At 64.0% G+C, this 18,277-nt stretch carries 18 protein-coding genes and 2 pseudogenes; 5 read left to right on the top strand and 15 right to left on the bottom strand.

Going from position 1 to position 18,277, the window contains the following annotated elements:
* Positions 1-15: 15 nt before the first annotated feature.
* A pseudogene (locus tag FNL56_RS20250) lies at positions 16-1,208 on the top strand (CaiB/BaiF CoA transferase family protein); the annotation flags it as partial.
* A 120-nt stretch (positions 1,209-1,328) separates the two neighbouring features.
* On the opposite strand, the pseudogene FNL56_RS20255 reads toward FNL56_RS20250, so the two are convergent.
* The 3 genes and pseudogenes from FNL56_RS20255 to FNL56_RS20270 all read right to left on the bottom strand — a co-directional run.
* Positions 1,329-2,101: pseudogene (locus FNL56_RS20255) on the bottom strand (tripartite tricarboxylate transporter permease); the annotation flags it as partial.
* A 582-nt stretch (positions 2,102-2,683) separates the two neighbouring features.
* The gene (locus FNL56_RS29015; RefSeq protein ID WP_143582307.1) at positions 2,684-2,947 is read right to left on the bottom strand and encodes a hypothetical protein; all 264 of its coding nucleotides are present in this window, start codon (positions 2,945-2,947) and stop codon (positions 2,684-2,686) included.
* A gap of 212 nt (positions 2,948-3,159) precedes the next feature.
* Complete coding sequence (locus FNL56_RS20270) at positions 3,160-3,297, bottom strand: hypothetical protein (RefSeq protein ID WP_441351239.1); 138 nt, start codon at positions 3,295-3,297, stop codon at positions 3,160-3,162.
* 311 nt (positions 3,298-3,608) lie between these two features.
* Between FNL56_RS20270 and FNL56_RS20275 the strand changes: the two genes are divergently transcribed.
* A complete protein-coding gene (locus FNL56_RS20275; protein ID WP_143578218.1) occupies positions 3,609-4,802 on the top strand; it encodes a CaiB/BaiF CoA transferase family protein in 1,194 nt (397 codons plus the stop codon).
* A 51-nt stretch (positions 4,803-4,853) separates the two neighbouring features.
* Here FNL56_RS20275 and FNL56_RS27825 read toward each other — a convergent pair whose 3' ends face one another.
* Positions 4,854-5,021, bottom strand: a complete 168-nt coding sequence (locus tag FNL56_RS27825) for a hypothetical protein (protein WP_168202985.1) — start codon at positions 5,019-5,021, stop codon at positions 4,854-4,856.
* Positions 5,022-5,195: 174 nt separating this feature from the next.
* Between FNL56_RS27825 and FNL56_RS20280 the strand changes: the two genes are divergently transcribed.
* Entirely contained in the window at positions 5,196-5,639 is a 444-nt protein-coding gene (locus FNL56_RS20280; protein WP_143579174.1) for an NUDIX domain-containing protein, read from the top strand.
* A gap of 74 nt (positions 5,640-5,713) precedes the next feature.
* Here the strand turns inward: FNL56_RS20280 and FNL56_RS20285 are convergent, their stop codons facing one another.
* From FNL56_RS20285 to FNL56_RS20305, 5 genes are all read right to left on the bottom strand, one after another.
* The gene (locus FNL56_RS20285) at positions 5,714-7,231 is read right to left on the bottom strand and encodes a tripartite tricarboxylate transporter permease (protein WP_143578220.1); all 1,518 of its coding nucleotides are present in this window, start codon (positions 7,229-7,231) and stop codon (positions 5,714-5,716) included.
* A 10-nt stretch (positions 7,232-7,241) separates the two neighbouring features.
* Positions 7,242-7,781 (bottom strand): tripartite tricarboxylate transporter TctB family protein, encoded by a 540-nt coding sequence (locus tag FNL56_RS20290; RefSeq protein ID WP_143579175.1) that lies wholly within the window; start codon positions 7,779-7,781, stop codon positions 7,242-7,244.
* 283 nt (positions 7,782-8,064) lie between these two features.
* Complete coding sequence (locus FNL56_RS20295) at positions 8,065-9,060, bottom strand: Bug family tripartite tricarboxylate transporter substrate binding protein (protein WP_143579176.1); 996 nt, start codon at positions 9,058-9,060, stop codon at positions 8,065-8,067.
* Between the two features lie 184 nt (positions 9,061-9,244).
* On the bottom strand, positions 9,245-10,039 hold the full coding sequence (locus FNL56_RS20300; RefSeq protein ID WP_143574764.1) for an enoyl-CoA hydratase/isomerase family protein: 795 nt from the start codon (positions 10,037-10,039) through the stop codon (positions 9,245-9,247).
* 86 nt (positions 10,040-10,125) lie between these two features.
* Positions 10,126-11,322 carry a pyridoxal-phosphate-dependent aminotransferase family protein gene (locus FNL56_RS20305; protein WP_143582308.1) on the bottom strand — a complete coding sequence of 399 codons (1,197 nt, stop codon included), beginning with the start codon at positions 11,320-11,322 and terminating at the stop codon, positions 10,126-10,128.
* Between the two features lie 226 nt (positions 11,323-11,548).
* Here FNL56_RS20305 and FNL56_RS20310 point away from each other — a divergent pair, with 226 nt between their 5' ends.
* A complete protein-coding gene (locus FNL56_RS20310; RefSeq protein WP_143578224.1) occupies positions 11,549-14,509 on the top strand; it encodes an FAD-binding and (Fe-S)-binding domain-containing protein in 2,961 nt (986 codons plus the stop codon).
* A gap of 30 nt (positions 14,510-14,539) precedes the next feature.
* A complete protein-coding gene (locus tag FNL56_RS20315) occupies positions 14,540-14,971 on the top strand; it encodes a GlcG/HbpS family heme-binding protein (protein WP_143574767.1) in 432 nt (143 codons plus the stop codon).
* 47 nt (positions 14,972-15,018) lie between these two features.
* On the opposite strand, the gene FNL56_RS20320 is transcribed toward FNL56_RS20315, so the two are convergent.
* From FNL56_RS20320 to FNL56_RS20345, 6 genes are all read right to left on the bottom strand, one after another.
* Entirely contained in the window at positions 15,019-15,669 is a 651-nt protein-coding gene (locus tag FNL56_RS20320) for a glutathione S-transferase family protein (protein WP_143574768.1), read from the bottom strand.
* 91 nt (positions 15,670-15,760) lie between these two features.
* Positions 15,761-15,994, bottom strand: a complete 234-nt coding sequence (locus FNL56_RS20325; protein ID WP_143574769.1) for a hypothetical protein — start codon at positions 15,992-15,994, stop codon at positions 15,761-15,763.
* Between the two features lie 87 nt (positions 15,995-16,081).
* Positions 16,082-16,468 carry a nitrile hydratase accessory protein gene (locus tag FNL56_RS20330; RefSeq protein ID WP_143574770.1) on the bottom strand — a complete coding sequence of 129 codons (387 nt, stop codon included), beginning with the start codon at positions 16,466-16,468 and terminating at the stop codon, positions 16,082-16,084.
* Positions 16,468-17,124 carry a nitrile hydratase subunit beta gene (gene nthB, locus FNL56_RS20335; protein ID WP_143574771.1) on the bottom strand — a complete coding sequence of 219 codons (657 nt, stop codon included), beginning with the start codon at positions 17,122-17,124 and terminating at the stop codon, positions 16,468-16,470. Before nthB ends, FNL56_RS20330 begins: the two co-directional genes overlap by 1 nt.
* On the bottom strand, positions 17,124-17,750 hold the full coding sequence (gene nthA, locus FNL56_RS20340; RefSeq protein WP_143574772.1) for a nitrile hydratase subunit alpha: 627 nt from the start codon (positions 17,748-17,750) through the stop codon (positions 17,124-17,126). The genes nthB and nthA overlap by 1 nt, the downstream gene beginning before the upstream one ends.
* Positions 17,751-17,828: 78 nt before the next feature.
* Positions 17,829-18,029, bottom strand: coding sequence for a hypothetical protein (locus FNL56_RS20345; protein WP_143574773.1), 201 nt, complete (start codon positions 18,027-18,029; stop codon positions 17,829-17,831).
* Positions 18,030-18,277: the final 248 nt, after the last annotated feature.

Genomic DNA, 18,277 nt, shown 5'->3' on the forward strand with positions numbered 1-18,277 from the left:
CCCTCGGAGCCATCAATGCCCTTCCCGCGCGCTTCCCAGGCCCTGTCCCGCTTCACCGTGCTCGACCTGACCCGGATCCGGTCCGGTCCCACGGCCGTGCGGCAATTCGCTGACTGGGGCGCCAATGTCATCAAGATCGACGCGCTGACGGACGACGCCGGCGGCGAGCAGCCGGGCGGGCCGCGGCAGGGGCCGGATTTCCAGAACCTGCACCGCAACAAGCGGGCGATGACGCTGAACCTGAATAACCCACAGGGGCTAGCCGTGTTCAAGCGGCTCGCGGCGAAGGCGGACGTGGTGGTCGAGAACTTCCGGTCGGACGTCAAGGACCGGCTCGGCATCGACTATGAGAGCCTGCGGGCGATCAATCCCGGCATCGTTTACGGCAGCATTTCCGGCTTCGGCCAGGACGGCACCTATTACAAGCGGCCCGGCTTCGATCAGATCACCCAGGGCATGGGCGGTCTGATGTCGATCACCGGCGCCCCGGGCGAGGGCCCGATGCGGATTGGCATTCCCGTCGCCGACCTCACCGCCGGACTGTTCTGCGCCATGGGCATTCTGACAGCGTTGCTGGAGCGCGATGTCTCCGGCCAGGGCCAGTGGGTGCAGACCTCGCTGCTACAAGCCCAAATCTTCATGCTGGATTTCCAGGCCGCGCGCTGGCTGATGAAGCAGGACATCCCGCAGCAGGCCGGCAACAACCACCCGACCAGCATCCCGACCGGCGTTTTCAAAGACCTCCGACGGCTACATCAACATCGCCACCACCGGCGGCAGGATCTGGGAACGCTGCGCGCAGGCGATCGGCGCGCCGGAATTGGTGACCCACCCCGTTTACGCCACCGGCCCGGCGCGCTCGAAAAACCGCGACGCGCTCAATGCCGATATCAGCGCACGCACGGAAAAGCGCTCCACCGATGAATGGGTCAACGAGTTGAACGCCGCCGGCGTGCCGTGCGGGCCAATCTATTCGGTGGAACAGATGTTCGCCGACGAGCAGGTCAAGCACCTCGGCATCGCGCAAGATGTTCCCAACGACGAGGGACGCAATATCCGTCTGGTCGGACAGCCGTTCACGCTGTCGCGAACGCCCAGCCACCATGGCCGCACGACCGCCGGAAGTCGGCGAACAGACCGAGGAGGTGTTGGCCGAATTCGGCTTCAGCGCCGACGAAATCGCGGCGCTGCGCGAAGCCAAGGTGGTGTTAGCAGAGCGCGTAGGATGGGCAAAGGCGCCCCTGCGCCGTACCCACCGCCGAGCGTCATGGCTTGACGGTGGGCACGCTCCGCCGCGCGTTGCGCGACGAGGCTTTGCCCACCTACGATTATCCCACGGCCCTCGCCGGCCGCATCATCCGGCCTACTCCGGCGAACAGACGGTCGACCACCGGCCAGAACAGCAACGTGATGGCGATCGTGGTGATGGTGCCGACCAAGCCATTCGACCAGAACACGCCGACGCTGCCGCCGGAGCCGATCATGGACAGCCGGAACGCGTCCTCGGCGCGATTGCCGAGCACCAGCGCCAGGGTGAACGGCGCCAGCGGTATCCCGATCTTCTTGAAGATATAGCCGACCACGCCGAAGCCGAGCATCAGCCAGATGTCGAACATCGCGTTCTGGATCGCATAGGCGCCGATCGCGCAGGACACCACGATCATCGGCGCCACCGCGGCAAACGGCACCTGCAGGATGGAGGCGAAAATCGGCACCTTCGTCAGCACGATGACGAGCCGACGACATTGCCGAGATACATCGAGGCGATCAGGCCCCAGACAAAATCCTTGTGCTTGGCGAACAACAGCGAACCGGGGTTGAGGCCCTAGACGATCAGCCCGCCCAGAAGAATCGCCGCGGTGCTGGAGCGGGGAATGCCGAGCGCCAGCATCGGCAGCAGCGCCGCGGTGCCCGAGGGATGCGCCGCTGTCTCCGGTGCAATCACACGCTTGATGCTTCCATTGCCGAAACTCTCGGAATCCTAGGAGAAGCGCTCTGCCAGATCATAGCCCGTGTTCAACGCTGCGATGGCCCCACTCGGAGTAACACCGAGCCAGCAGCCGATTACGGACGATCGCGACAGCTTTCTCCAGTAGCGCGGCGGCCGGTCGGCGATAGTCGTACTGGGGCGCCGATGCCGTCAAGATCGATGCCTTAACCGATGACGCCGGCGGCGAGCAGCCCCGCGGACCGCGGCAGGGATCGGACTTCCAGAAGCTGCATCGCAACAAGGGGGCCATGACGCTCAATTCCATGCTCCAGGGCTGCCGCTGCGCCATACTCTCCAACCATTTTGGATCACCGCCAAACTGTCGCTTTTTGATGACCGCGACGATGAGCCACGGCACGCCGGTGCGGGCTACTATCCGTTAAATGCGGGCCTTGGCGGCAATGAGCCCGCTTAATCACCGGCGTGGATTCAAAGCCGCGGTGTGGTCGGCATTCATGCAGCGTGCGCGGCCCGGAGGGTAGCGAGGTTCGCCATTCATTCTCCATCCGGAAGCGACCGCGAAACCCGATTGGGGGGCGATGCAAGTCTTGTGATGTATCAAATGCGAGGGCAGAATTGAACAGCCTGGGGATGGCCAATGTATATTCTGCAAAAACTGTTGATTGGACTATGTGCGACTACCTTGCTGGGGATAGCCGCCGCGGGCGTGCTCATGGCCATGTTGTCCTACGGCTAGGCCGGGCCCTGAGCGCTCTTATCGAGAGAGCGATAGCACTTTCGGCTTGAAGTACTTGAAAATGGGTAGACCGGCAGCGTCGCGAGCATCAATATGCTGCCGATCACGCCGGCCTGCAGCAGCAGCGCGAGCGCGCCGACCACCGCCAACGCCATTAGCGTTAGCGGCGACAGGCCGGCGAAAAATTCGGCCAGCCGCCTGGAAATGGGCGGCGAAGCCGCACCGGCGAGCGCCGGTTCGGCGTCGATCGCAGCAAACAATTTCTGTAGCGCTCGCGAGGACGGCGCACCGAGGCTCTCGTCGAGCCGGATGGTCTCAGCACATTCCTCTTGGATGGCTTCGTACTGGCGGGCGGAGGTCCGGATCCGCAGTCAGTGCCTCGTCGACGCGGCGGGTGTCTCGGGCGCTCAGCGCACCGGCGGCGGGCCAAGGCCGCAACGCCTCGATCTCACCGGGCTGCGCGTCCTTGGACTTATTCCTGATTGCCATCATGGCCAGCCTTGCTCCATACTGCCTGCCCTAAGCAGATAGGCCAACTCATGCGCGCATAGAACAGCCGCCTCTTCAAGGTGTTTTCCGGAATGCCGACGATCTTGGCGACCTCTTTCACAGACTTCTCGTGAGCTTGATGAAATCGGCCGCTTCGCGTTTGCAATCAACGCTCACGCCCCGACATAAGCGATCTGCGCCGGTTCCGGCCCTCGTTCTGGTCGGCAAGGACGTGCGTCAAGGTCGCTGTTAGGCCAGTCTCAAGCGTAAACGTCATTTTCTGCAATTGCTGCAGCCCAGCCGCTGACACCCACAGCGCCCCGTCGCGTCTTTCGAGACGCCGCACATGACAGGGGGCCGACTTTGCGCGAAGATTAGCGGGACGCTTGCGTCACCACCTTCCTTCAATCTCCAATCGCCTCGGAGCCATCAATGCCCTTCCCGCGCGCATCCCAGGCCTTGTCCCGCTTCACCGTGCTCGACCTGACACGGATCCGGTCGGGTCCCACCGCCGTGCGGCAATTCGCTGACTGGGGCGCCAATGTCATCAAGATCGACGCGCTGTCCGACGATGCCGGCGGCGAGCAGCCCGGCGGGCCGCGGCAGGGATCGGATTTCCAGAACCTGCATCGCAACAAGCGGGCGATGACGCTGAACCTGAAAGACCCGCAAGGTCTCGCCGTCTTCAAGCGACTTGCCGCCAAGGCCGATGTCGTCGTCGAAAACTTCCGGCCCGACGTCAAGGATCGCCTCGGCATCGATTACGAGAGCCTGCGCGCGATCAATCCCGGCATCGTCTATGGCAGCATTTCCGGCTTCGGCCAGGATGGCCCCTATCACAAGCGACCGGGCTTCGATCAGATCGCCCAGGGCATGGGCGGGCTGATGTCGATCACCGGAGCTCCCGGACAGGGCCCGATGCGGGTCGGCATCCCGGTGGCGGATCTCACCGCTGGCCTGTTCTGCGCGATGGGCATTTTGACGGCGCTGCTGGAACGCGATGTTTCCGGACAGGGCCAGTGGGTGCAGACGTCGCTGCTGCAGGCGCAGATCTTCATGCTGGATTTCCAGGCCGCGCGCTGGCTGATGGAACAGGACGTGCCGCAGCAGGCCGGCAACAACCATCCCACCAGCATCCCCACCGGCGTGTTCAAAACATCGGACGGCTACATCAACATCGCCACCACCGGCGGCAAGATCTGGGAACGCTGCGCGCAGGCGATCGGCGCGCCCGAACTGGTGAGCCATCCCGACTACGCTACCGGTCCGGCGCGGTCGAAAAACCGCGACGCGCTCAACGCTGAAATCTCCCGCCTGACCGAAACGCGCAGTACCGACGAGTGGGTCACCGAACTGAACGCCGCCGGCGTGCCGTGCGGCCCGATCTACTCTGTCGACCAGATGTTTGCCGACGAACAGGTCAAGCATCTCGGGATCGCGCAGGACGTGCCGACCGACGACGGTCGCAACATCCGCCTTGTCGCTCAACCCTTCACCCTGTCGCGCACGCCGAGCCGCATGGCGGCGCGGCCGCCGGAGCTCGGCGAACAGACTGACGAAGTGCTCTTGGAATTTGGCTTTAGCCAGCTCGAAGTCGCGGAGCTACGCCGCGCCAAGGTGATTTAGTCCGGCGGCGGTCTATCCACATGAGGAATGAACGCCAAATACAGTCGTTCGTTACGTCAGGAACGCATAGACGGCGATGTAACAAGTGATCGAAGAGATCAGCGCGGCGCTTGCGGACCAAGGCATGGGATCATCGTTCCTGACCGCGAAGGTGAGGCCGCCCCAGACCGCTGACAAGATGCACAGCGGCGCAATAAGCCAACCCAGGAAATCAACCATAGCACTCATCGCTCGGCACTTCCGTGCTACACAGCAACTCGCTTTAGGGAAACACTTTTATATCACAAATACCAGAGATTGCAAGATGGCCCAGCGTTGCCGGACGGACGCGGACGGCAATCGTGGTATCATTCGGCCAATTCTAGCCAGTCGCGATGCCAGACAGCAGACCATTTGACGACGCCGCCAACTACACAACTGGAAGTTATGCCGACACCTTTATCCGACGAGCAATTCCGACCGATTGTCCGCTATTCGCCGCTGATTTCAATTGATCTTTTGATCCGCGACGAACTCAGATATTTGCTGTTGGGAATGCGCAACAATGAGCCGGCGCGGGGTACCTATTTCGTGCCGGGCGGCTGCATTCGCAAGGACGAGACCATTGCGACCGCTTTCGCCCGCATTGCCAGCGAGGAGATAGCCCTTGACCTCTCCGTCGAGCAGGCCAGGTTCGCCGGTATCTTCGAGCAGATGTATCCGGCCAACCGCTTTTCAGAACCGGGATACGGGACCCATTACGTGGCGCTGGCCTATCAGGTGACCTTGCCGGGGCAGCCGACGCTGACGCCGGACAGCCAGCACCGGGACCTGATCTGGATGCAACGGTACGACTAGCGCGCCCATCCCTATACCAAGACCTATTTCGACCTCTGACGGGCGTCCAAAGGTCTCGTCCGATGCGGGACGGATCAGGCGGATGCTGGCGTCGGCCGCATCAGGCGACCGATGCCGGCGAAGGCGCGGTCGATCAGCGGCCAGAACAGCAGAGTAATGGCGATGGTGGTGATGGTGCCGACCAGCCCGTTCGACCAGAACACGCCGACGCTGCCTCCGGAGCCGATCATCGACAGCCGGAACGCGTCTTCGGCGCGGTTGCCGAGCACCAAAGCCAGCGTGAACGGCGCCAAGGGTATGCCGATCTTCTTGAAGATGTAGCCGACCACGCCGAAGCCGAGCATCAGCCAGATGTCGAACATCGCGTTCTGGATCGCATAGGCGCCGATCGCGCAGGACACCACGATCATTGGCGCGACCGCGGCAAACGGCACCCGCAGGATCGAGGCGAAGATGGGAACCGTGGTCAGCACGATGACGAGGCCGACGACATTGCCGAGATACATCGAGGCGATCAGGCCCCAGACGAAATCCTTGTGCTCGACGAACAGTAGCGGCCCGGGATTGAGCCCCCATACCATCAATCCGCCGAGCAGGATCGCGGCGGTGCCGGAGCCGGGAATTCCCAGCGCCAGCATCGGCAGCAGCGCCGCGGTACCCGAGGCGTGCGCCGCGGTCTCCGGGGCGAACACGCCTTCGATGCGGCCCTTGCCGAAGCTTTCCGGGTCCTTGGAGAAACGCTTGGCGAGGTTGTAGCCCATGAACGAAGCCGCAATCGCGCCGCCCGGCGTGATGCCGAGCCAGCAGCCGATCACCGAGGAGCGCAGCAGCGTCATCCAGTATTTCGGCAGGTCCTTCCAGACGTTGATGACGGTGCGCAGGCTGATCTTGGCGGCATGGCCGCGCAAGGCCAGGCGTTCTTCCATGGTCAGCAGGATCTCGCTGATGCCGAACAGGCCGATTACCGCCACCAGGAAGTTGATGCCGCGCAAGAGCTCGTTGGAGCCGAAGGTCATGCGCAGCGTGCCCGAAACGGTGTCCATACCGATGCCGGCGATCAGGAGGCCCAGCGCCATCGAGATGACGGTCTTGTGCTTGGCCTCGCGGCCGAGGCCAACGAACGAGCAGAAGGTCAACAGGTAGACGGCGAAGAATTCCGGTGGGCCGAATTTCAGCGCGAAGGAAGAGATCATCGGCGCGAGGAAGGTGATCAGCAGCACCGCGACCAGTGAGCCGATGAAGGACGAGGTGAAAGCCGCGGTGAGCGCTTCCGCCGCCCTGCCCTGCTGCGCCATCGGATAGCCATCGAAGGTGGTGGCCACCGACCACGCCTCGCCCGGAATATTGAACAGGATCGAGGTGATGGCGCCGCCGAACAGCGCGCCCCAGTAAATGCAGGACAGCATCACGATCGCCGAGGTCGGGTCCATCGTGAAGGTCAGCGGCAGCAGGATGGCGACGCCGTTCGGGCCGCCCAGCCCCGGCAGCACGCCGACGAAGATGCCGAGCACCAGGCCGATCACCATCAGCGCCATGATCTTCCACGTCATCAGCACGGCGAAGCCGTGCAGCAGCAATCCAAAAGCTTCCATCAGATCGATCCTAGCGGCCGAAGGCCGCTTCGAGCGGGCCCTTCGGCATGATGACGTCGAAGGCGATGTCGAAGGTCACGAACATGATCGCGGTAAAGACGAAAGCGGTGAGCAGCGACTTCCACCACGCGATCTTGCCGACGAAGCGCATGAAGCCGGAGATCAACAGGAAGCTCGCGACATAGAGCCCGAGAACCTGCATCGCCAGGCAGAACGCGGCGGTCGGCAGGAACACCAGCAGCACGCGGCGCAATTGCGCGCGGGTGACAAAGGTGTCCGACGGCGCGCGCGCCAGCAGCGTGGTAATGAGGCCGAACAGGCTGGCGAGGCCCAGGATCACCGAAAGATAGAACGGGAAGTAGCCGGGCTGCGGGCCGGTGTCGTCCCATGAGATGCCGGTGGCGTAATTATCGATGCCGAGCGTCACGGCCAGCGCCAGCAGCAACAACGAGACGACGATCTCGACGGTGCGCGTGCTGCAGACGGCGGGGGAATCCGGCTCGGGCGCGGTGGGATCGTCGACGATGATTTCGAGGTCGGTATTGGACATGAGATGTTTCTGTTTTGATTTCAGAAGGAGCAGAGCTTTGATCTTTCCCTCTCCACCGCGCGAAGCGAAGCTTCGATAGGCGGGCGAGGGTGGCCGCGCGTAGCGCGGACGGGAGAGGGGTGCCGCAAGTTCGAAAGAGAAAGAGCCCCTCTCCTGTCTCGAACCCCGGTCCCGCCTTCGCTCTGCGAACTACGGCGGACAAGTCGCGGGGCTTCGATCCACCCTCTCCCGCCTGCGCAAAGCTTCGCTTTGCTTGTGGGAGAGGGGAAGGAAGATCACATCGCTACTTCGCGACGAACCCTGCTTCGGTCATCAGCGACTTGTTGAGCGCGTCATCCTCTTCGAGGAATTTGAGCATCGCGTCGCCCTTCAGGAAGATCGGCTTGAGCGCCTGCTTCTCCATGTAGTCCTTGTATTCGGCGGTCTTGGTCACCTTCTCGAACAGGTCGACATAGAACGCCTGCTGCTCCGGCGTCACCTTGCCGGGCAGGAACATCGCGCGCAGCATCAGATACTGCACGTCGAGGCCCTCTTCCTTGCAGGTCGGGATATCGGCCCACGACTGCGTCTCGGTGACCTTGGTGGTGTAGCCGATGCGCTCCTTGTCGAATACGCAGAGCGCGCGGACCTGGCCGGCGCGCCAGACTTCGAGATTTTCGGAGGGATTGTTGACGTTGGCTTCGGTGTGGTTGCCGACCAGTTGCGTTGCCGCCTCGCCGCCGGACTTGTACGGCAAATATGAGAATTTCGCGCCGGTGCGCTTTTCCATGAACACGGTGAGCACATGGTCCTCGCGCTTCGAGCCGGTGCCGCCCATCTTGAATGGCGACGGCGCGGCCTTGGCCGCTGCGATGAATTCCTTGACGCTCTTGGCGCCGGCCGCATTGTCCCACAGCACGAACTGGTCCATGGCCACCACCGCCACCGGCGTGAGGTCGCGCCAGTTGAACGGAATCTTGGCAGACAGCGGCAGCATGTAGATCAGCGAGTACGCCACCATCACCTTGTTAGCGTCGCCCTCGCTGGACTTCATGTAGATCAGCGCTTCGGCACCGGACGCGCCGCCCTTCAGCGACACGATCACCGGGGCCTTCATCAGATTGTTCTTCTGGATCGCGGCTTGCATCATGCGCGCCATCTGGTCGGAAGCGCCGCCGGCGCCCGCCGCAACGACGATTTCCACCGGCTTGGTCGGCTCCCACGCGGCCGATACCGGCGTCATGGATGCACTCAACAGAACCGCGGAAAGCGCGGCTGTGGCCCTGATCAACTTGGACATCATCTCTTCCCTGGCTCGTTAACCCGGGCTCAAACGGCCCGTTGATGGTCGGTAGTGTGCGGCTTATCGGACGTGACTTCAAGCATGCGAGCGGCATGCACAAGACGACTTTGGTAGGTCGCGCTTCACCTCGCCCCGCTTGCGCGGGAGAGGTGATGAAAGAGCGTTCCGCCGTGCAATCCGCTTACTTGCCCTGCCAGTTTGGCTTGCGCTTGGTCAGGAACGCATCCATGCCCTCGCGGAAATCCTCGCTCATATAGGCTTTCAGCACGAGGTCGTGGCCCTCCTCGCGGGTCAGCTTCGGGCGCAGGCGGCGCACCGCTTCCTTGGTGACTTCGAGCGTGATCGGGGCGTGGCTGGCGACCAGTTGCGCCAGTTCCAGGGCGCGGCGCTGCAGCGTCTCGACATCCGGCACGATCTCGTTGATTAGCCCGAGCGCCAGCGCTTCGTCCGCCTCAATCAGCCGCGCCGTAAAGATCATGTCCTTGGTGCGGGCGGGGCCCACCAGCGCCATTACGCGGCTGATATTGGACATCGACAGGCAGTTACCGAGCGTGCGCGCGATCGGGAAGCCCATGCGGGTCGCGGCGGTGCCGATGCGCAGGTCGCAGCAGGCGGCGATGCCCGCGCCGCCGCCGGTGCAGGCGCCGGCGATCGCCGCGATGGTCGGCACCCGGCAGGTTTCCAGCGAGGTCAGCACGCGGTCGATGCGCGATTCATAGTCGAGCGCGTCTTGCGCCGTCTTGAAGGCTCGGAACTGGGAGATGTCGGTGCCCGAAGCGAACGCTTTGTCGCCGGTGCCGGTCAGGATGATCGCCTTGATCGAGTGGTCGGTATTGGCAGCCTCGCAGATTTCCGCCATCCGCTCATACATCGCGAAGGTCATCGCGTTGCGCGCCTGCGGACGGTTGAAGGTGATGCGGGCGATTCCATTTTCGACGGAATGGATCAGGTCTTCGGTCGGTACCGGGGCGTCCATGATTGTTCTTTCTTTTGATGCGGTCTGGTGCCGCACGATAGCGGCCGGAGCGCGGGCGCTCCAGCCAAGTTTGAGTGACAGCACGCCTAGGCGACGGCGGCCTTCAACTGCACCACGTCCCTGCCCTTCAGCACTTCCATCGCCGCCATCACGCCACCGGCGCGATGCGGGACGCGGGCGAGGTCGAGGCCCATCTCGACGCCGGCTAGCGTGCCCATCAGCATCAGATCGTTGAAATGGCCGATATGGCCGATCCGGAAGATCTTGCCCTTCCACTTTGCCAGTCCCGTGCCCAGCGACATGTCGAAATTCTCCAGCACGACTTTACGGAACGCATCCGCATCGTGCCCCTCGGGCATCATCACGGCGGTCAGCGCCGGCGAGTGGTCGGGCGCCTCGATCGACACCGTCTCCAGGCCCCAGGCCTTCACGGCCGCGCGCGCGGCGGCGCCGTGCCGCTTGTGGCGGGCGAACACGTTCTGCAGCCCCTCCTCTTCAAGCATGGCGATGGCTTCCTTCAGCCCGGACAGCACGTTGGTGGCGGGGGTGTAGGGCCAGGAGCCGAGCTTGTTGGCATTGATGACGTCCTGCCAGTCCCAATAGGCGCGGTAGGACGTGTTGGCCTTGGAGGCGGCGAGCGCCTTCTCCGAGACGACATTAAAGCCGAGGCCGGGCGGCAGCATCAGGCCCTTTTGCGAGCCGGCAACGGTGACGTCGATGCCCCAGGCATCATGCTCATATTCCAGCGAGCCGATGCCGGACACCGTATCGACCATCAGGAGTGCGGGATGCCCGGCGCGGTCCATCGCCGCACGCACTTCCTGCGGATGGGTAACGCACCCGGTCGAGGTCTCGTTGTGGACCACCATCACCGCCTTGATGGCGTGGGCCTTGTCGGCCTGCAGCCGGGCCTCGATCTGGACGAGGTCGGCGCCGTGGCGCCAGTCGCCGGGAACCAGCTCGATATCGAGCTTGAATCTCTCGGCGATATTGCGCCAAAGCGCGGCGAACTGGCCGGTTTCGGCCATCAGCACGCGGTCGCCGGGCGACAGCGTGTTGACGATAGCGGCTTCCCAGGCGCCGGTGCCCGAGGACGGGTAGATGATGACCGGCTGTTTGGTTTTGAAGATGCGCTGCGAGCCGGCCAGCACATTGAGGCCGAGCTCGGCGAATTCCGGACCGCGGTGGTCCAGCGTCGGCATGTCCATCGCCCGGAGCACCCGGTCGGGAACGTTGGTCGGGCCGGGAATCTGCAGAAAATGCCGTCCGGTGTGCACAGTCATGTGGTGTCCTCCCAGGAATATTTTTTGTTCGGGCGACCGGATATCACTTTTCCGGTGGCTTGTCGCGCATCTGGTATACCAGAGGCCAACAGAAAAACGTGGGGCAGCCATGAGGTTTTCTTATCTCGCTGTGCACCATGCCGTGGCTTGCCAAGGCGGAATCCGGATGCAAGACAACTAGACAAAGGCGGGCACCGCAAGGGTGCTGCAGTGCGGGAAGAAGCGAATGGCCAAAGCCAGCCGGAAGGCCACTATCGTGCGGAGTTCGGCGGCAGATAGCGCGCTGGCGGCCCGGCTGTCCCGAGAAATTTCCGGCGACGTGTTCTTCGACCCGTTCACCCGCGGGCGCTATGCCACCGACGCCTCGTTCTACCAGATCGTCCCGTTTGGCGTCGTTGTGCCCCGCAGCATCGACGAGGCGCTGCGCGCGCTGGCAATCTGCCACGACGATGGCCGCATCGTCACCCCGCGCGGCGGCGGCACCTCGCAATGCGGCCAGACCGTCAATGACGGCATCGTCATCGACTTCTCGAAACACCTCAACAGACTGATCTCGGTCGATGTTGCGAACCGCACCTGTGTCGTCGAACCCGGCATAGTGCTCGACGACCTCAACCGCCAGCTCAAAAAGCACGGCCTGTGGTTTCCGGTCGACGTTTCCACCGCGTCGCGCGCGACGATCGGCGGGATGGCCGGCAACAATTCCTGCGGCGGCCGATCGCTGCGCTATGGCACGATGCGCGACAACACGATCGCCATGGACGCAGCGCTGGCTGACGGCACGCTGCTGCATTTCGGCGACGTGAATGCCGGCGATGACGGCCCTGCTTTGTTTCGCGACATGCTGGCATTGGGCGAGCGCGAGGCCGCCGAAATCGCCGAACGCTTTCCCAAAGTGCAGCGCCGCGTCGGCGGCTACAATCTCGACGCGCTGGTACCGAAGAACACCGCCAACAACATGGCGCATCTTCTGGTCGGCTCCGAGGGCACGCTGGCCTTCACCACGCAGGTCGAACTGAAACTGTGGCCCCTGATCGGCAACAAGGTACTCGGCGTCTGCCACTTCGGCAGCTTCTACGAGGCGATGGACGCCACGCAGCATCTGGTCAGACTGAAGCCGATCGCGGTCGAACTGGTCGACCGCACCATGCTGGCGCTCGGCCGCGACATCGCGATGTTCAAGCCGATCATCGGCACCGCGGTGCGCGGCGATCCGGATGCGGTGCTCATCGTCGAATTCGCCGAAGAGGATGCCAGCGACAACATCGCGAAACTGAAGCAGCTTGGCGAACTGATGGGCGAGCTCGGTTTCGGCTGGGACAATTCCCAGCGCAAATGGGGCGGCGTGGTCGAGATCACGCAGCCGGCGCTGCAGACCGGCATTGCCGAATTCCGCGCCGCCGGGCTCAACGTGATGATGTCGATGAAACAGGAGGGCAAGCCGGTCTCCTTCATCGAGGACTGCGCCGTGCCGCTGCCGCATCTCGCCGACTACACCGAGCGCCTGACCGCCATCTTTGCGAAACACGGCACCACCGGCACGATGTACGCGCACGCCTCGGAAGGCTGCCTGCATGTTCGCCCGGTGCTCAATTTGAAGCTCGACAAGGACGTCCACGCGATGCGCGCGATCGCTGAGGAGACGTTCGCGATGGTGCGGGACTACAAGGGCTCGCATTCCGGCGAGCATGGCGACGGGCTGGTGCGTTCGGAATTCCACGCGCAGATGTTCGGCGAGCGCATCGTCAACGACTTCGCCGAAGTGAAGCGGCGCTTCGATCCCCGCAACATTCTCAATCCCGGCAAGATCGTCGATCCCCCGAAAATGGACGACCGTTCGCTGTTCCGCTATCCGCCGGGCTATCGCATCGACGGCTTGCAGACCGAACTGGACTGGTCGGCCTGGCCGGGCGCCGGCGGCGGTTTCCAGGGTGCGGTCGAGATGTGCAACAACAACGGCGCCTGCCGCAAGCTCGAGGGCGGCGTGATGTGCCCGTCCTATCGCGCTACGCGCGACGAGAAGGATGTCACCCGCGGCCGGGCCAACACGCTGCGTCTCGCGATCTCCGGCCAGCTCGGGCCGGATGCGCTGAGTTCGGACGCGATGGCCGACACGCTCGAGCTCTGCGTGTCATGCAAGGCCTGCCGCCACGAATGCCCGACCGGCGTCGACATGGCGAAGATGAAGATCGAGGTGCTGGCCGCACGCGTTAAGAAGCATGGTCTGACGCTGCGCGACCGTCTGGTCGGCTATCTCCCGCATTATGCCGGCCTCGCCGCGAGGATCGCGCCCCTGGCCAATGCACGCAACCAGCGCCCGTGGCTGCGCCGGCTGCTCGAGCGCACGGCGGGGATTAGCGCCAAGCGCGACCTGCCGGCGTGGCGGCGCGATGTGTTCGCCCCCGAGGCAGAAGCCGTCGGCCCCGCCGATGGCCGCGAGGTCGTGCTGTTTGCCGATACGTTCAATCGCGCCTATGAGCGCGAGAACATCGATGCCGCGATCCAGGTGCTGGTCGCCGGCGGTTACCGCGTGCATCTGCCAAAACCGGCCGACGACGGCCGCGCGCTGTGCTGCGGCAGGACCTTTCTGTCCGCCGGGCTTGTCGATCATGCCCGGGCCGAACTCGACCGTCTGGTCGCGACCTACGCGCCGTTCGCCGAGCGCGGTGTACCGATCGTCGGCCTCGAGCCGAGCTGCCTGCTGACCTTGCGCGACGAGTTGCTGTCGCTGCGTTCGGACGATGCGGCGAAGCGCGTCAGTGCGCAGGCACTGCTTTTCGAGGAGTTTCTGGTAAGCGAGGCAGAGGCCGGCCGCCTGCAACTGCCACTGCACGCCATCGCCGACAAAGCGCTGCTGCACGGCCATTGCCACCAAAAATCATTCGGCGCTTTCAAGCCGGTCGAACAGATCCTGCGGTTGATTCCCGGCCTTCAAGTCGAGAGCATCGAATCGAGCTGCTGCGGCATGGCCGGCGCGTTCGGCTACGGCGCCGACACCTATGAGGTCTCGATGCAGATGGCCGAGGCGTCGCTGCTCCCGGCCGTGCGCCGCGCTGACGCCGCCACGCTGATCGTGGCCGACGGCACCTCGTGCCGGCATCAGATCAAGGACGGCGCGTCGCGCCAGGCCATGCACGTCGCGCGCGTGCTGGCGATGAGCCTCGACAGCGCCGCCCCCCGCCCCTAGTTTGTCGCCAAATCACAAGGAACTGACTTCATGGCCGACCTGACCCTCGCTGTTGCCCAAAAGATCCTCGACGCCGCTCTCGCCAAGGTGGTCGAGAAGAAGCTGAAGCCGATGGTCATCACCATTCTCGACGCGCGCGGCTGCGTGAAACTGTCGGTCGCCCAGGACGGCACCAGCCTGATGCGGGGCGAGATCGCCCACGGCAAGGCCTATGGCGCCCTCGCAATGGGCATGGGCTCGCGCGCAATCTTCCAGCGCGCGCAGGAGCAGCCTTATTTCATTGCCGCCGCCAACACGCTCGCCAAAGGCGCGATGATCCCGGTGCCCGGCGGCGTGCTGTTTCACGATGCCGCGGGCGCGCTGCTCGGCGCGGTCGGCATCTCCGGCGACACCTCGGACAATGACGAGATCTGTGCAATCGCCGGCATCGAAACGGCCGGCCTGAAAGCAAACGCCGGCTGAAGCCGCCCGACGTCAGCGATTCCCGGGAAGTTTGCTTACGGAACGCCTTACGCGCGACGCGCCAAGCCCTGCGCGTCGCCGGCGGCATTCTCCGCCGCCACCGCGCGGAGGTAACCGTCGCGCTGCTGCAACCGCGCCCAGTACGCCGTCACGGCCGGGCCGAACTGCGCGGACAGGCCGAGCCGCTGCGCCAGCAGTAGCGCGTAGCCGACCGAGATATCGGCCGCGGTGAACCGGCCGGCGCACAAATATTCCGATGTCGCGGTCAGCGTTTCGATGACGCGCAGCCGGGCGAGAAACCATTTGGCGTAGTCGGCCACGACCTGCGGCTGCCGGCGCTCTTCCGGCTCCATCTCGGAATAGCGCAGCACCAAAGTCTGCGGAAAGGTCAGCGTCGCCTCGCCGAAATGCAGCCAGTTCAGGAAGGCGCCGTAGTCCGGCTCATCGACGCCGACCGCGAGTGGCGTCGGACCATATTTCGAAACGAGATATTGGGTGATCGCCGCCGATTCCGTCATCCGCGTGTCGCCGTCGATCAGCAGCGGAATGGTGCCGAGCGGATTGACCGCCAGATACTCTTTGGCGAGCGCGCGCGGCGGAAACGGCAGCATCTTCAGCTCATAGGGAAGCTGCATTTCCTCCAGCGTCCACAACGGTCGGAACGAGCGCGCGCGAGCGCAGTGATAGAGCGTGATCATGCGGCGGTTCATCCCCTCAGCGCGCGGCGACGTTCGCCGCATTGGCGGGCAGTGAGACCCATGCGCGCGGCAACGTCAAGATCGCGCGGGGTCAGGTCGCGGGGTCGCTCCGCGTCGCCAGCGCCTTTTCCAGATAGGCGATCTCGCGCGCGAGTTCTGCCATCAGCGGCACGGGATCTTCCTCGGAGACGAGGTGCGGCTTGTCATAGGTGCCGCTCTGCAGCTGCTGCAGCATCTCCACGCGCTTGGCGTGAAACGCCGTCAGGCGATCGAAATCCCGCCGCTCGGCATATTTGTCGATCAGTTTTTCGAAGGCCTTGCTCATATCCGCTCCCGGCACCGCCCCGCCCTGCTGGCGACAGTGCGGCTTCCCACACATTGCGATATGGCGCAACGACGCCGGCCACACGCCTCAGCCGTGAAAATCGTCCGGCTGCAGCAGAACCGGCATGCCGTGCGGCGTGCGGTCGGCGGCGTGGTCCCAGGCGTCGCGATAGCGGTGCAGCGTGTCGGCGCTGGCGACGCCCTTCTCGGCGACCAGCGTTTCTAGCGACGCCAGCCAGTGCCGGTAATAGGTCTCGCCGGTATCGGCATCGCCCGCGGCCTGTGCGCGCTTGATCTCGGCGGCGAGTGTCGCCGCCCATTCGGTCCAGGAGAACAGCCCGCGCGCATGCAGCGCCACGGCCATCGCGAAGGCCTGCGCCTCCCACGGCTCGCGAAACACCGGGCCGTCGTGGTCGCGCGGAATGCCGGGCACCGCGATCACCGCCGCTGCGGCGGCCTGCGGATCGAGCGCCATCACAACGGCTCCAGATAGGATTCCCAGGCGTCCACGGAGATCAAGCTCGTCGGATCGCCGTCCTCGCCCCACAGCTCGCGACCGTCGAACGCCACGGTATAGAGCCACTGCGGCTGTTCGCCCTGCCCCATCGCATGGCTATCGGGAAACACATGCGCGCCGTGCAGCAGCTCGATCACGCCGACATGGCCGCGCACATAGTTCGGCAGCCTCGTATGGGTCGGCGGATGCATCATTCTGGCGCGGACGCGGTCGCCGACGGCAAAGCGCGCCGGCGCCTGTGTCGGACGCACCGTCGGGCCGCCCTTGCGCAACATGGCGGGCACCTCGTCGGCCTTCAGCACCGGAACGTCCTTGCGCGGCAGCAAGGGCTCGCCGGCTTCGATCTCCTCCGGCGCCACCAGACCGCGCTCGGCCATCAGACGTTCGATGCCGGCCAGCCATATCTGGTAATAGCTCTTGCTCAGATAATCCTCGGCCGGACGGTTTTCGCGGGCAAAGCGCGAGGCGTCGATGTTCCATTGGCCGGGCCTTGCCATCGCCAGTGTCATCGCCAGGACGCGGCGTTCCCATTCGGCGTGAAACACCGGCTCGTTCGGCTCGAGCTGAACCGCGCCGAAGCCGGCCACGCCGCCCATGTCATGTGCGCCGTCCATTACGCCACCCCGGCGGGCGAGAGCGCTAGCCCGGTGCCGATCATGCTGTCGCGGGTGACGAGACCGACAAGCTCTTCCTCGCTCATGCCCTCGGTGCCGGCAGGGCGCTGCGGCACCACGAGGTAACGGATCTCCGCGGTGGAATCCCACACCTTGATCCTGGTGCCTTCGGGCAGCGTGACATCGAAATCCTTCAGCACGCCGCGCGGATCCTTCACCGCGCGCGAGCGATAGGGTGCGGCCTTGTACCAGACCGGTGGCAGGCCGAGCACCGGCCACGGGTAACACGAGCATAGGGTGCACACGACCATGTTGTGCAGGTCCGGCGTGTTCTCGACCGCGACGATGTGCTCGCCCTGCCGGCCGGCATAGCCGAATTCGAGGATCGCCGGCGTGGCATCGGCCAGCAGCCGCGCGCGATATTCCGGATCGCTCCAGGCCCGCGCGATCACGCGCGCGCCGTTGCGCGGGCCGACCTTGGTCTCGTAGGTCTGGATCAATTCGTCGAGTGCGGCGGGATCGACATAGCCCTTCTCGGTCAGAATGCTTTCCAGCGCGCGCACGCGCAGCTCGGTCTCCGACAGTTCGGAATGCTCGTGGTCGTGGTGATGATCGTGACCGGACATGATGTCTCCTTCGGCCCGCATTGTAGCGCAGCGGTCCGGGACATCAAGGTGCAGCACCTAGGCCCACGGAAATCGGGTTCAGGTGACGATCAGCCCCTGATTGCTGAAGGCGGCGCGGGTGCGCGCGAGCAGTTCGTGCGAGGGCGGAGGCGTATCGGCCAGCCGATATTTTTCGCCGGCTTTCAGCATCTCCGGCGAAGCGCTGGCGGGACCCACGGTGGCAACGATCTTGGCTCGGCGATGACGTCGCATGTCGGAGAAGTCCTTCTGTCTCGACATCTGGAAATCGCCGTCTTCGCGAAATCGGCGTCCCCTCTTCGATCTGTACGATCGAGTTGAAGCACGCGAATGTCTCGTAAGTCGTCATAAGACATGCATCGAATACTGCCTTGATCTAGATCACTGAACTACAATTCGAGAATTGAGACGCAAAAAGTCGGTTCAAATGGCGTGATATTGTTGACGACATAATTAATACGACAGACGTCTTGCTAATATTTCGAACAGAACCTGCGCGATAAAGGAAT

The sequence above is a fragment of the Tardiphaga sp. vice304 genome (assembly GCF_007018905.1).
Taxonomy (GTDB): domain Bacteria; phylum Pseudomonadota; class Alphaproteobacteria; order Rhizobiales; family Xanthobacteraceae; genus Tardiphaga.